Genomic DNA, 13,566 nt, shown 5'->3' on the forward strand with positions numbered 1-13,566 from the left:
GTTCTCTCCTTACAGACGCGCTTTGGTTTGAGGCGTTAAGGTCTGTTTCTCACTCCCTGAGAGGCTAGCTGTCGAAGACTCGCCCGATTGAGGAGGAAATTTGTAGAGTGTGTAAGACAAGGTCAATGTATGAATTGAATCCGGCACGTCCGGCTCGATGTAGAAAATCAAAGGCATACTCGCTTGTTGCTTACCTTCCAATGGTTGTTGATTAAAGCAAAAACACTCGATCTTATTGAAGTAAGCCGCACCAGTACCCGGCGATACGGAGGGCACAGCTTGTCCTACTAAATCTTCACCGCTTTGATTAAAAGCAAGATATTCAGTTTGAATCACTTCACCAGGATGAACATCCATGGATACAACTTTTGGTTTGAACTCCCAAGGCATGTCTGGACTGACGTGCGCCATAAATTCCACACGAATCGTTCTACTGATATCCGCTTGCATTCCTGTGGGTTGAATCGCTGCGACCTCACTGGTTTTACCGTTAATACCCAATGCATCGCACATAATGTCGTAGAGCGGTACGAGGGCAAAACCGAAGCCGAACATCATTGCTGTCGCTAACAGCAACTTGATAGTGAGTTTCTTATTGGATGAATTAGCTTGCATCTCGCTCACCTCACTCTTTTCTTAATCGACGTTTGGCGGCGTTGTGAACGTGTGGTGTGGCGCTGGACTTGGTACTGTCCACTCTAGACCTTCCGCCCTCTCCCATGGCTTGGCTGGCGCTTTTTCACCGCCACGGATGCATTTAATCACTAGCCAGAGGAAGATCAGTTGGGAAAGACCAAAGGCAAAGCCACCTATCGACACGATTTGGTTTATGTCAGCAAACTGGATGGCGTAATCGGGAATACGTCGTGGCATCCCAGCTAAGCCCAAGAAATGCATTGGGAAGAACAGTACGTTAACCGAGATAATTGAGCACCAGAAATGCCACAGACTCAGCTTGTGGTCATACATATTGCCCGTCCACTTCGGTAGCCAGTAATACGCTGCCGCCATAATCGAGAACACCGCACCTGACACCAATACATAGTGGAAGTGTGCTACGACAAAGTACGTATCGTGGTATTGGAAGTCCGCAGGCACAATTGCCAGCATCAAGCCTGAGAAACCACCTATTGTGAAAAGAACAATAAAGGCGATGGCAAATAACATCGGTGTCTCGAACGTCATTGCACCTCTCCACATGGTCGCTACCCAGTTAAACACTTTCACCCCGGTTGGCACGGCTATTAACATGGTGCAGTACATGAAGAAAAGTTCGGCGAATACTGGCATCCCTGTGGTAAACATATGATGCGCCCACACTAGGAATGAAAGCAGCGCGATACTACAAGTTGCGTAAACCATCGAATGGTAACCGAACAACTTCTTGCCACTAAACGCAGGGATGATTGCCGAAACAATACCAAACGAAGGCAAGATCATGATGTACACCTCTGGGTGACCGAAGAACCAAAAGATGTGCTGGAACATCACTGGGTCACCGCCACCAGCGGCATCAAAGAAGCTGGTACCGAAGTATTTGTCGGTCAGTACCATGGTCACCGCACCGGCTAGTACGGGCATCACCGCGATCAACAAGAACGCCGTGATCAGCCAAGTCCAGACGAACATTGGCAACTTGAACCATGTCATGCCCGGTGCTCGCATATTTACAATGGTCACGATGACGTTGATGGCACCCATGATGGAACTGATACCCATGATATGGACTGAGAAAACAAACAACGCCGTACTGTCAGGGCCGTAGGTTGTAGAAAGTGGCGCGTAGAAAGTCCACCCGAAATCAGGACCACCACCCGGTAAGAACAAAGAGCCGATCAAAATGAGGAAAGCAAAAGGTAAGATCCAAAAGCTCAAGTTGTTCATTCGCGGTAACGCCATATCTGGAGCGCCAATCATCATTGGGATCATCCAGTTAGCTAAGCCGGTAAACGCAGGCATGACGGCACCAAATACCATCACCAAACCATGCACCGTCGTCATTTGGTTAAAGAACTGAGGGTCAACCAATTGCAAACCCGGTTGGAACAACTCAGCGCGAATGACCATCGCCATCGCACCGCCAGTGAGGAACATGGCAAAACTAAACCATAAATAAAGCGTACCGATGTCTTTATGACTGGTGGAATAAAGCCAACGCGCTAGCCCTTTTGGTGCGTGATGATGATCGTGGTCGTCTTCAATCGCAATGGTGGTGTTTGCAGTAGTTTGCGCTTCTGCAGGAGCAGACTTCACCGCTTTTTCAATTGGCTTACTCATATTTCCTCCTTGGCACTTTCTTGTGCCTTAAAGGCGTTAACATCGGATGCTTGAACGGTATCGCCGGTATCATTTCCCCAAGCATTCCGTTGATAGGTAATAACAGCAGCAATTTCTTGGTCGCTAAGTTGGTTAGCAAAAGCTTGCATCGCTGTCCCTGCGCGACCATTTACCAGTACGTCGATGTGAGCAATGACCGGACCTTTGGCGATCTCGCTGCCTTTAATCGCAGGGAACGCCCCCGGAATACCTTCACCGTTAGCTTGATGACATACGGCACAGCGCGCGGTGTAAATCGACTCACCTTGTCCCATCAAATCTTCTATTGAAAGGTCTTGCGTCAATGCCTCTTGTGCAACAGCTTTCTGCAGAGCAATTTCTTGTTTCTTGTCTGTCATCCACTGTTCGAAATCATCTTCCGCCATCGCGTGTACGACAACTGGCATAAACCCATGTGCTCGGCCACAAAGTTCTGCGCACTGACCACGATAAACACCCGGCTCATCAATCTTGGTCCACGCTTCATTGATAAAGCCTGGAATCGTATCTTTCTTAACTGCGAAATCAGGCACCCACCAGGAGTGGATTACGTCATCAGACGTCATTAAGAAACGAACTTTACGGTTGATTGGTAAAACGAGCGGGTTATCCACTTCGAGTAAGTAGTGTGCACCTTTCGCTTCGATGCCATCAATTTCTTTCTGACTGGTAGCAAGAAGGCTGAAGAATTCGACGTCCTCGCCGAAGTAGCTGTAGTGCCATTTCCATTGTGAGCCGGTTATCTTAATCGTGAGGTCAGATTGGCTGGTGTCTTCCATGGCCACCAGCGTTTTGGTCGCCGGAATTGCCATCGCAATGAGTATGATGACGGGGATGATGGTCCAGATAATCTCCACTTTGGTGCTTTCATGGAAATTTGCCGCAACTGCTCCTTTTGACTTTCGGTGCCGGAAGATGGAGTAGAACATTACGCCAAACACAACGAAGGCGATGGCACAGCAAATGTAGAAGATCAGCATATGTAATTCATACACTTGCTCACTGATCCCCGTAACACCCCGTGTCATGTTGTAATCATTTTGCTCTGACCAACTGGACGAAGAAAATGTGATAAAAATCACATTCGCTAATAAGGCTAGAGTAGTTGCTAATCTTTTCAAAAGATCTCTCCTCTGCTCAGCCGCTGCGCTTGCGCGAGCTTCCTTGCTTCCCGATGCAAATATCGAACAAATTTACAAAAAATCATAAAAACTACGATTTCAGCACTCTTTGTTATATTTATGTTAAAAGGCTAGTTATAGTTCAATAGTTCTTCAAGAAATTAACCGTGAATAAATTTCGTGTAGAGAGAAAAATAAATTCGGTTTATCGATTGCCCTCTTTGAAATGTAATTGAGAACCATTTACATTAGTAAAAAGAAAACATTGGGACACTTTCCGAATTAAAGTGTCTAAACAAGTAGGTTCCCCCTGCTAAGGAAAGATGAATATGACAACACAAATTACTCAGTGGCTAGCACGAGACCCTGACCCTAAAACCCGCGAAGAGCTCCAGCACCTAGTCGATACAAATAATGAACAAGAACTGACAGATCGATTTGGCTCACGCTTAGCATTTGGTACGGCAGGTCTGCGCGGTAAAGTTGGTGCTGGTCCAAACCGCATGAACCGCTTAGTGATTCAAGAAACGGCAACTGGTCTCGGTCACTACCTGATTGAACAAGTAAAAGACGCCGCTTCTCGCGGAGTCGTGATTGGCTATGATGGTCGTCCAGATTCCAAGCAGTTCGCACACGATACAGCCTCCGTTCTTACTGCTTTAGGTATCAAGGTTTATCTAACCTATAAAGTAGCGGCAACACCAATTGTTGCTTTTGGTGTGCGTGAATTGAATGCAGCAGCGGCTGTCGTCGTTACCGCAAGCCATAACCCACCTGAGTACAATGGATTTAAAGTCTACTGGGAAAATGGCGCGCAAATCATTCCACCACACGATTCTGGTATTGCAGCCAAGATTGATGATGCGACAACAAAACCGCTTCCTCTAATGTCACTCGACGACGCGAAGCAAAAAGGTCTATTAGTTTGGCTTGAAGACGAGTACTACCAAACGTACCGTAAGACAATGAACGACAACGCGCTGCTTACACCAAACAGCAACACAGACATCTCGATTGTTTACACGGCAATGCACGGTGTCGGTGCGGACATGGCAGAAACGTTGCTCGCAGACGCTGGCTTTAAAAAAGTGGCAAGTGTTCCAGAGCAGCGCGAACCGGACGGCACGTTCCCTACCGTAAACTTCCCAAACCCTGAAGAAGCAGGTGCAATGGACATGGTGATGGCACTGGGTAAATCTGTTAATGCCGACATAGCTTGCGCGAACGATCCTGACGCAGACCGCTTTGCCGTGGCAGTAAAACGCCCAGATGGCGAATACCAAATGCTAACGGGTGACCAAGTGGGTTCATTGTTTGGTGACTACTTACTGCAAGATCAACCAAACGCGCTTGTTGGGAATACCATTGTGTCTTCTCGTCTATTGAGCAGTATTGCGAAAGCACATGGCGCAGAATACTACCAAACGTTAACTGGCTTTAAATGGCTAACCAACGTAGCAATGACACAAGAGACAGATGCAAATCCGTTCCTATTCGCTTACGAAGAAGCACTAGGCTACACGGTAGGCAACAAGGTTTGGGATAAAGATGGCTTGTCAGCACTGGTCGCTTTCTCTCAATTAACAGGTAAGTTGAAAGCACAAGGCAAAACGCTGTGGGATAAGTTAGAAGAGTTATACCGCCAACACGGTTTCTACTTCAACGCGCAACGCAGCATTGCGCTTGACCCTAAATCACCACCAATCGGTGACAAACTTCGCGCGAACCCACCGAAAGAGATCGCGGGTAAACGCATTGAAGTCATTGAAGATCTGAAGTCATCACTTCGATTTGTGACCGATTGTCCAACAGAAGCGATTGACTTGCCTGCAAGTGACGTATTGGTTTACCACCTAGAAGACAAATCACGCGTGATTGTTCGCCCTTCAGGTACTGAACCGAAGTTGAAGTGTTATTACGAAGTGATCAGCGACTTCCCAGCAGAGATGAATTACGCGCAAGCTAACCAAGCAGCGGAAGCGAAGATGAACGCATTGATCGAAGCACATCAACAAAGCTTGTAATTCAGGTTTGAAACATTGACTCTGTGACAACAGCAAATAGTAAATAGTAAAAGAGGCGCATCGAGCGCCTCTTTTTTTGTTCAATTCAAACCAAATCAAGCAATCTGTTTTTGCAGGAAATGTTTATCAATGCCTGCTGCTGGGTAACCTGAATACTGCCCTACTTTTTCAAAACCCAATTTCAAGTAAAAATCGAGTGCTTGAAAGCTATAAGTATCGAGATACAAGTGCGTCACCCCATGTGATTTCGCTTGTTCTTCCAGTAGAGAAATCAGTTTGCTTCCCAATCCCGAAGTGCGTGCCTCTGCATCTACCCAAAGATATTCAACGAACACGTTGTTATTGAATATCTCTCCCGTGAGTCCACCAATCACTTTACCCTCGTCATTACGGGCAAAACAGCCAATGGCATTTACATCACCATCCGGTAAATGCATGCGGTTATACGCTCGGATGCCATCACGGATAAAATCGAGATCGCTTTGTTCTGGGTTGAGTTTAAATTCAAGTTTCATACTGCCACTCCTTGGAAATCAGAGTGATACTAAAACAAAAAGCCAGCGAGTGCTGGCTTTTGTATAAAAATCTGATTGTTCTTACATCGCGAAGCTACTAAGCATCCAAACTGCCAAAATAATAAACACTAATCCCATCAGCTTGCCTTGGTACATACGGAACTTAGCGTTTTCAACCAAACCTTTCCCCAATGTTCCAGCAAGAGCAACCAGTAAAATGTTGAATAATAGGCCTAATACATTCAGCACTAAGCCTAGCGCCAACATCTGTTCACCAGAAGATGCCGTGATATTACTAGATACAAACTGTGGCAAAAACATCACGAAAAACACCAACGCCTTGGGGTTCAGTAAATTGCTCATTAAGGCACGCTGATAGTAAGTCGATGCCATTTTGTTTTTCTGGTCAAGCTCCGGTGCAGCAGATACGTCCGCTCGTAGACAATCCCAGCCCATTTTGAGCAAGTACGCGCCCCCCAGTAGATGGAGCACTTTTAATGCGATTGGACTCATTGCAATCAAGGTCGACACGCCCATTGCCGCTAACAGCGTTAAGATCACGCCGGACGTCGCGTTGCCTAAGCTCGCAAACAGACCAACTTTTTTGCCATAGCTCATACTAGAACTGGCAATCAGCAGCATGTCTGGGCCGGGTAATAAAAGGAGAGCAACAACAGCAGTGAGATAAACGGGGAGTACAGATAAATCGATCATGATTGGGACTAGATTTTTAAAACAGGCGGCGAATCTTATACCAATGATTGAACAACGACCAGACCAAATACCTCCATTGAATATTAAAATCAGAAAATAAAGAAGGTTTAATGCTCACTTTAAAAACAATTAACCTTTTTGGAATTTATTTTTAATACTGATAGCAATTTTGTACAAAAATACTCAGGATGGTTCCGGTAGACTCCTGTTGACATTGTCCCTCCATTTACGCTTGAGCAATTCAGAACGAAAATGAAAGAAAAGAATAAGGAAATCGCGACTTTTAAGATTGCTCAAGAACTGGGCGGCTTGGAGCTGCTCGACGCAAAGTACGAAAAACAAAATTTCTCTCGCCATAGCCATGAAGGCTACACCATTGGCGTGATTGAAAAAGGTGCGCAACAGTTCTTTCGTACTGGCGGAAATCATATTGCACCGCAAGACAGCATCATTCTTGTCAACGCCGACGAGGTGCATAACGGTCACTCAGCGTCAGAAGGCGGTTGGGAATACAAAGCCATGTATCCCGTACCTGAGCAGTTTCAAACGCTCGGGGAAGAACTCGGCGCACCCAATGTCGCACAGCCCTACTTCCCCCAACCCGTTGTTTATGATCCAGAACTCGCTAATCAACTGCGGTTGGTATTCGATACGCTAGAGAAATCCGATAACCGCTTACTAAGAGAGACACTTGTCTACGGTACGTTGGTCAAACTTGCCAGCAAGCACAGTACACATCGAGCCTCTCTTCAAGATGCGACCAAAGCGCAAAAGCAAGTACATCTGGTCAAAGAGTTTCTTGAAGACTTCCCTCAAGCCGATGTCTCTTTAGAAGAACTTGCGAAATTGGCGGGATTAAGCCCTTTTCATTTGTTGCGCGAGTTTCAAAAACAATTCGGCTTTCCGCCGCACGCGTTTCAAATTCAGCAGAGACTCCGAATGGCGAAAAAACTGCTCAAGTTAGGACAAAAGACTTCTGATGTTGCTCAAGAGTGTGGCTTTCACGATCAAAGCCATTTGCATCGTCACTTTAAAAAAGCCATGGGCGTAACGCCTGGGCAGTACATCAAGCATTGTTAGCAATTTTGTACAAGGCAGCGTGCTGAGGTCAGTCTACCTTAACAGCATGTTTTTCTATTTAAGTTGAAGTTATGGATACTACTTTGCCAACTCATCAAAATTCAAAATCCTCGCTCTTTTTACAAGGCACCATCGCTATGATGCCATTGAGCATCGCTGTGTTGCCCTGGGGGTTATTAGCCGGCTCATTTGCCATTGATACTGGCTTACACCCTCTGGAAGGTCAGGCGCTTTCCGCTATTCTGTTTGCAGGCTCCGCCCAACTTGTAGCCATGGGGATGATTAAAGCAGGCGCTGGCTTGACTACGATGCTGCTGACTACTTTTTTCATTACCTCTCGCCATTTTCTCTATAGCGTTTCAATGCGCAGTAAGATTTCGCCTTTGCCAGCAAAGTGGCGTCTTTCACTTGGCTTCTTACTCACTGACGAGCTATTTGCCATCGTCGGGCACCAATCCGATAAACAATTTGATCGATGGTACGCCCTTGGCGCTGGGTTAAGCTTTTATCTCTTCTGGAACTTCGCAACGCTTGCCGGCATCGTTGCCGGCAGTTTGATACCTGAATTGAATGAGCTCGGATTGGAATTTGCCGTTGCTGCCACTTTTATCGCGATTGTGGTGCCAACGATAAAAAGCATTCCCGTGTTATGCAGTGTCTTGGTGGCATTAGTTAGCTCAGTGGCGCTGAACTACTACCAAGTAGAAGGAAGCTTGATGTTCGCGAGCATTCTCGCCATGTTGACGGGCTATTTTGTGGAACAATTTACGACGAAAGCACCAAACCTTGAGAGTACACAGGAGGAACGCCAATGATCTTTTTGTCTATCTTAGCCATGACAGCCTTGGTGTTCACCAGCCGTTATCTGTTCTTAGAACCTAAGTTACCGCTTAGGTTAGGCGTAAGAACTCAGAAAGTGTTGAGCTACGCAAGCCCTGCAGTACTCACCGCAATTTGGGCTCCAATTGTATTTATGCCAGAGGGTGAACTGAGCGTCACATGGCAAAATCCATTTCTATTGGCTGCTCTATTAGCCGCTGCGATTGCGTACCTCACCAAGAATGTCTTGCTCACCACCATAGTAAGTATGGTCGCGTTCTTATTGCTTCGAATTTGGTTGTAAGCTCACGACTAAGTAGCTACCCACTCAATCTCTAACAAGGTGAAGTCTCCACACTTCAAACGCCCAAGGAAGACATCGCCTTGATGCACTTCTCCCACGCCCTTTGGTGTGCCTGTCATCACGACATCGCCATCTTCTAGAGTTGTATAGCTCTTCAGCTCATCGAGAATACTAACTGGTGGGTAAAGCATCTGTTTAACGTGCCCTTTTTGAACATGAACACAGTTAATCAAAAGCTCTAAGTTGAGATCGTCTATATCGACACCGTTAAGAGAGTGGAATCGACTGAATACTGCTGAACCGTCAAACGCTTTAGCACGTTCCCAAGGTAATCCTTTTTCTTTGAGGGTCGATTGTAAGCCGCGTTTGGTCAGATCTAGGCCAAGCCCAACCGCATTGTATTGACCATTTTTGATCAGAAAACAGATTTCTGCTTCGTAATGCAAAGGCTCTTGATGAAATGAGGTGAGTTTGGTTGAAACGGAAGTCGCCGGTTTATTAAACACGACCATTTGTTCTGGCATGGCATTATTGAGCTCTTGAATATGCTCAACATAGTTACGCCCAACACACAGAACTTTACCAACTTTGACTTTCTTCTCTTCAACCTGAATGACGCTCATTGCTCTTCCCTGCAAAACAAAACGCACATGATAATCTAACTGATTGAGTTGCCCACACTAGTTCCCACTCTTGAATGTTAAAAACAAGACATTCAGCCCGTTTTGCTCTCTCGCCTTCAAGGCGAAACTCTCTCATTTATCAAACATTAGAGATGAAAAAAGCCAGCACGAGGCTGGCTTTTATAGTAACTAGGACAGGTTACTATTATAGGTAGTAACGAGCACCAAGTGCCCATTTGTCGTCTGTTTTACGATCGTTAGCATCGTTTAGGTCGAACTGGTAACCAGCGTAACCAACAAACTTAGAAGTGAAGTTGTATTCTGCTTGAACAGCCATCTCTTCACGTGCAGTTTCAGTTTTGCTGCGGTTAAACTCTTTACCTTCAACCATTTCGTAGTTGATGCTTAGGTTTAGACTGCTTGGTAGAGCGTATGCTAGTAGCGCTTCGTACGCATCACTGTCTACAAGGCGAGCGCCGTTTGTGCCGAAGTTCATGTTCTCGTTTGAACCGTATACTGCTGCTACGTATAGGCCTTGACCGTATGAACCGTAAGATGCAGATACTAGGTGAGATTCAGCAGATTGCTTGCCTACAAAGTTAGCTTGTTGGATATCACCACCGTTGTAAGTGTAACCAATTTTCGCGCCCATGATTGCGTAAGAAAGTGCAACTTGCATACGGTCATCGTATTCTGCACCGTCAGTCTTAGCACCTTGCCAACCTAGACCGAAGTTGATTGCACCAGCTTCACCTAGCTCGATTGCGTTGCGGTAAGAAAGCATCTTGTCCGCACGACCAGTACCTAGAGCACCGTGGTCATCGTAGATAAAGTCGTTCGCAAATGCGATTGGCATATCAGCAACGCCAGCTACATCGTAGTAAGGTGCCCATTGAGTACCACCAACTGCACGGCCGTATACGTCGTGAGTTAGACCTAGGTAGCCAAGACGAGTAGTGAATGACTCTTCACCGCCATCTAGGTAGTTAAGAGCCCACTCACCGCGAGCGTCAGCTGTGAAGCCGTTGCCTAGGTCTTGAGTTGCTGTGAAGTTGATACGTGGAGAGTTAGTACCTACATCTGTGTCGCCTTGCTCTGAACCGTTTAGGTTAACAGATACGTGACCACCGATAGCGAAAGTAGTGCCGTCGTTGTTGTAAAGTTCCACTGCTACTGCTTGTGTACCGAATGTTGCTGCAACAATCGCTGCTGCTAGGAATTTTTTGTTCATTATAAAATCCATGTATTTATTCATTAGTTTATAAGTCAGTCTTATACAAAAGTGGACCGGGGCATCTCTTCCACCAATGTCGCGTCACTTTTGCTTAACAACTGTTGCTCACTGTATTTCAGAAGTTCCCAAGAGCAGAGTGAAAAGATGTAATAAAAAAGAAAAATGGCAAACGTTTACCCATAAGCAGACAACAATTTAAGAAAACAACACCCAAAAATAGAAACACTTTGTTACATTTAAGCCTAAATCACTATCTAAGCTATTGTAATTGTGTGATTAACGCAGAGTTTAACGAGGATTTTTGTTACATTTCAAAAAGAAAATTATGATTAGGAACTTTTTTAAAATTAGGCTGTCCACTTAAAGGAGCAGAAACATAAAAAAACCTAAAACCTGTTTTCTATAAGGTTTCATCAATATCTCCCCTGTCACTCATTTGAAATAAAAATGCAATAGAATCATCACGTAACAGAAATCTATCTTTCATTTTCGCGGTTTACCTTAAGCGTCATCGACACAAATCGAGCAAGAAAGCTCATCGATTACAACTAGGGTAATAAGAAAATGAAAAAGGCAGCACTAACTACCGCGATTCTAACAGCATTGGTATCAGCACCATCATTTGCAGCAACCGTGTATAAAGACGACGGGACTGAATTGAAAGTTGGCGGTCGCGTGGAGTTTCGTGGCGACTTCATCGGTTCTGACGGTGCAGAAGTTGACGGTACTATGGAAGATGCATCTCGTGCACGTCTAAATCTAAAAGGTAAAACAGATATCGGTAATGGCCTATCTGCTTTTGGTGTTTACGAAGCTGAACAAAAAACAGGTAAAAGCGAGTTTAAAAACCGTTACATGTACGCTGGTGTAAGTGCTGATGCAGGTGATTTTTCGGTAGGTCGCCAAGACATGGCTGCTGTTATCATCTCTGATATGACGGATATCACTGAGTTCTCAGGTGTTCAACAAGTTATTGATTCATCCTCTGATAAGCAAGACAGCGTATTCGCTTACCGTGGCGAATTTGATGCTCTACAAGTTCAAGCAACTTACCAAGCCAACTCTGGTGACAGCCAAGACAAATACGGCATCTCTGGCCTTTATTCTCTACCAATGGGCCTAGACCTAGGTCTTGCTTACTCTGGTGGCGATGTAGATAAAGATAACTCAGAAGACCAAATTCTTGGTGGTATCGCCTACTCTCTTGAAAACTTATACCTTGCAGGAACTTACTCTCAAGGTGCCATTGATGACTCTGAAGACTTTACCGCTTACGAGCTTGTAGCAAGCTACAAATTAGCAAGTAAGTTTACTGTTGCTGGCCTATACACTTTCCAAGAGAACGATCCAAATGGCGCAGCAAAATATGACGCGGTTGATGGTTTTGAGCTGGTTGGTTACTACAAACTTAACAGCAACTTCCGTACTTACCTTTCTTACTACATGAACCAGCTGGATGAAGAAAAGAATGGAGAAGGCAAGGTAACTGAAGGTGAAGACACACTACGTCTAGGCGTACGTTACGACTTCTAATAAAAACTTGTCCTAATAGCGAGTCTTTTGGCCGGCACTCTTGTGTCGGCTTTTTTGATCGTACTCACTAACCTGCCTTCTTTTAATGCACCTAATCCCGAAGTTAGTGCATTCCCTCTAGGCTTTCTCAAGCTATGTTCATCTAGGCCTTTAAAATCAACCAATTAAAAGTTGGCACACTAGCTGCAATAACTAAATCGAGCAAATGCATGGCAGCGTTTGTGCTTCTCGTTCTTTGTACCTACTTCGGTAGGCACGTCCTTTAAATTGGTAATGTCGCCTCCCTCTGGGAGGCATTTTTTTATTGGCTACCCTATGAATAGAACGTATGATTCTGGCCATTCTTTAAAAACGGAAATATCCAATTGAATCATCATCCTGTCCAAGGTGCATCTTGGATGCTCACCGCGGGTTTAGCATTCGCCGTCGTTAATAGTTTTGCTCAAGTTGCGAGTATACACTTTGGAGTGTCGTCCACGACCTTTGCGTTATTCCAATACGCGATCGCCTTTTTTGCGATATTGCCTTATTTACGCACCCTAGGCATTCGTCAATCACTGCGCACAAACCACTTTGGTTGGCACGCTCTACGTATTTTCCTTGCCGTTATCGGGATCCAACTATGGCTGTGGGCACTCGCGTATCCAGTGCCAATTTGGCAAGGTATTGCGTTGTTAATGACCTCGCCTTTGTTTGCTACTATAGGCTCAGGTCTGATACTTAAAGAGAAAGTTGGGGTAGCGCGTTGGATCGCTACCTTAACTGGCTTTATTGGCGCAATGATCATCCTTGAGCCTTGGTCTGACTCTTTTACCTGGGCGACACTGTTGCCAGTTGGCGCTGCTTTTTTCTGGGCTTCTTACTCTCTGATGGTGAAAAAATTATCAGTCAATGATCCACCGTCAACAATGGTGGTTTATCTACTGTTATTGATCACACCATTTAATATCATACTTGCGGTGCCAACATTCGTGATGCCAGAAGGGTGGGATGTTTGGGGTATTCTCATTGCGGCTGGCGTGTTAACCGCCTTAGCGCAATGGGCGGTCGTAAAAGCTTATGCCGTAGCAGATGCGTCTTTCGTTCAACCTTTTGACCACGCGAAATTACCACTTAATGTCTTTGCCGGTTGGTTAGTGTTCAGCTGGGTTCCACCAGGTCGATTATGGTTGGGTGCCGCGATTATCGTTGGCTCAATTGCTTTCATCACTCATTGGGAAGCAAAAAAAAGAAAGTAAATTGAAAGAATTTCTTTGGTTTTGAGTTCTATATTTTCAGGAAAG

Annotated in this window: 13 protein-coding genes; 6 read left to right on the top strand and 7 right to left on the bottom strand. The window is 45.3% G+C overall.

The annotated features are described in order from the left end of the window. Positions 1–9: 9 nt before the first annotated feature. Genes VJL_RS02410 through coxB form a run of 3 tightly spaced genes read right to left on the bottom strand, consistent with a single transcriptional unit; the run spans position 10 to position 3,437 of the window. Positions 10–615 (bottom strand): cytochrome c oxidase assembly protein, encoded by a 606-nt coding sequence (locus tag VJL_RS02410; protein WP_038875406.1) that lies wholly within the window; start codon positions 613–615, stop codon positions 10–12. A gap of 21 nt (positions 616–636) precedes the next feature. After that, entirely contained in the window at positions 637–2,277 is a 1,641-nt protein-coding gene (gene ctaD, locus VJL_RS02415; RefSeq protein WP_038875408.1) for a cytochrome c oxidase subunit I, read from the bottom strand. Then, complete coding sequence (coxB, locus tag VJL_RS02420; protein ID WP_080869674.1) at positions 2,274–3,437, bottom strand: cytochrome c oxidase subunit II; 1,164 nt, start codon at positions 3,435–3,437, stop codon at positions 2,274–2,276. Before coxB ends, ctaD begins: the two co-directional genes overlap by 4 nt. 329 nt (positions 3,438–3,766) lie before the next feature. Here coxB and VJL_RS02425 point away from each other — a divergent pair, with 329 nt between their 5' ends. Next, the gene (locus VJL_RS02425) at positions 3,767–5,461 is read left to right on the top strand and encodes a phospho-sugar mutase (RefSeq protein ID WP_038875411.1); all 1,695 of its coding nucleotides are present in this window, start codon (positions 3,767–3,769) and stop codon (positions 5,459–5,461) included. A 95-nt stretch (positions 5,462–5,556) separates the two neighbouring features. Here the strand turns inward: VJL_RS02425 and VJL_RS02430 are convergent, their stop codons facing one another. Further along, entirely contained in the window at positions 5,557–5,976 is a 420-nt protein-coding gene (locus VJL_RS02430) for a GNAT family N-acetyltransferase (RefSeq protein WP_038875413.1), read from the bottom strand. 81 nt (positions 5,977–6,057) lie between these two features. Continuing rightward, positions 6,058–6,690 (bottom strand): LysE family translocator, encoded by a 633-nt coding sequence (locus tag VJL_RS02435; RefSeq protein ID WP_038875415.1) that lies wholly within the window; start codon positions 6,688–6,690, stop codon positions 6,058–6,060. 252 nt (positions 6,691–6,942) lie between these two features. Here VJL_RS02435 and VJL_RS02440 point away from each other — a divergent pair, with 252 nt between their 5' ends. The 3 genes from VJL_RS02440 to VJL_RS02450 all read left to right on the top strand — a co-directional run bounded on the left by VJL_RS02440 (position 6,943) and on the right by VJL_RS02450 (position 8,893). Then, positions 6,943–7,770 (top strand): AraC family transcriptional regulator, encoded by an 828-nt coding sequence (locus VJL_RS02440; RefSeq protein ID WP_038875418.1) that lies wholly within the window; start codon positions 6,943–6,945, stop codon positions 7,768–7,770. A 71-nt stretch (positions 7,771–7,841) separates the two neighbouring features. Beyond that, on the top strand, positions 7,842–8,585 hold the full coding sequence (locus VJL_RS02445) for an AzlC family ABC transporter permease (protein ID WP_038875421.1): 744 nt from the start codon (positions 7,842–7,844) through the stop codon (positions 8,583–8,585). Further along, the gene (locus VJL_RS02450; RefSeq protein ID WP_005435565.1) at positions 8,582–8,893 is read left to right on the top strand and encodes an AzlD domain-containing protein; all 312 of its coding nucleotides are present in this window, start codon (positions 8,582–8,584) and stop codon (positions 8,891–8,893) included. The genes VJL_RS02445 and VJL_RS02450 overlap by 4 nt, the downstream gene beginning before the upstream one ends. 8 nt (positions 8,894–8,901) lie before the next feature. Here VJL_RS02450 and VJL_RS02455 read toward each other — a convergent pair whose 3' ends face one another. Together VJL_RS02455 and VJL_RS02460 are read right to left on the bottom strand one after the other, a co-directional pair. Next, on the bottom strand, positions 8,902–9,516 hold the full coding sequence (locus VJL_RS02455; protein WP_038875423.1) for a fumarylacetoacetate hydrolase family protein: 615 nt from the start codon (positions 9,514–9,516) through the stop codon (positions 8,902–8,904). Positions 9,517–9,721: 205 nt separating this feature from the next. Further along, positions 9,722–10,747, bottom strand: coding sequence for a porin (locus tag VJL_RS02460; RefSeq protein ID WP_038865316.1), 1,026 nt, complete (start codon positions 10,745–10,747; stop codon positions 9,722–9,724). A gap of 567 nt (positions 10,748–11,314) precedes the next feature. Between VJL_RS02460 and VJL_RS02465 the strand changes: the two genes are divergently transcribed. Beyond that, entirely contained in the window at positions 11,315–12,283 is a 969-nt protein-coding gene (locus VJL_RS02465) for a porin (RefSeq protein WP_038875426.1), read from the top strand. Between the two features lie 398 nt (positions 12,284–12,681). Then, positions 12,682–13,521, top strand: coding sequence for a DMT family transporter (locus VJL_RS02470; protein WP_042600010.1), 840 nt, complete (start codon positions 12,682–12,684; stop codon positions 13,519–13,521). Positions 13,522–13,566: the final 45 nt, after the last annotated feature.

It is taken from the genome of Vibrio jasicida CAIM 1864 = LMG 25398, from assembly GCF_000400365.1.
Classification (GTDB): Bacteria; Pseudomonadota; Gammaproteobacteria; order Enterobacterales; family Vibrionaceae; genus Vibrio; species Vibrio jasicida.

Coding starts and splice junctions, on each gene's coding strand:
- VJL_RS02410 (WP_038875406.1), bottom strand. CDS start 615: ATGCAAGCTAATTCATCCAATAAGAAACTCACTATCAAGTTGCTGTTA.
- ctaD (WP_038875408.1), bottom strand. CDS start 2,277: ATGAGTAAGCCAATTGAAAAAGCGGTGAAGTCTGCTCCTGCAGAAGCG.
- VJL_RS02425 (WP_038875411.1), top strand. CDS start 3,767: ATGACAACACAAATTACTCAGTGGCTAGCACGAGACCCTGACCCTAAA.
- VJL_RS02430 (WP_038875413.1), bottom strand. CDS start 5,976: ATGAAACTTGAATTTAAACTCAACCCAGAACAAAGCGATCTCGATTTT.
- VJL_RS02435 (WP_038875415.1), bottom strand. CDS start 6,690: ATGATCGATTTATCTGTACTCCCCGTTTATCTCACTGCTGTTGTTGCT.
- VJL_RS02440 (WP_038875418.1), top strand. CDS start 6,943: ATGAAAGAAAAGAATAAGGAAATCGCGACTTTTAAGATTGCTCAAGAA.
- VJL_RS02445 (WP_038875421.1), top strand. CDS start 7,842: ATGGATACTACTTTGCCAACTCATCAAAATTCAAAATCCTCGCTCTTT.
- VJL_RS02450 (WP_005435565.1), top strand. CDS start 8,582: ATGATCTTTTTGTCTATCTTAGCCATGACAGCCTTGGTGTTCACCAGC.
- VJL_RS02455 (WP_038875423.1), bottom strand. CDS start 9,516: ATGAGCGTCATTCAGGTTGAAGAGAAGAAAGTCAAAGTTGGTAAAGTT.
- VJL_RS02460 (WP_038865316.1), bottom strand. CDS start 10,747: ATGAACAAAAAATTCCTAGCAGCAGCGATTGTTGCAGCAACATTCGGT.
- VJL_RS02465 (WP_038875426.1), top strand. CDS start 11,315: ATGAAAAAGGCAGCACTAACTACCGCGATTCTAACAGCATTGGTATCA.
- VJL_RS02470 (WP_042600010.1), top strand. CDS start 12,682: ATGCTCACCGCGGGTTTAGCATTCGCCGTCGTTAATAGTTTTGCTCAA.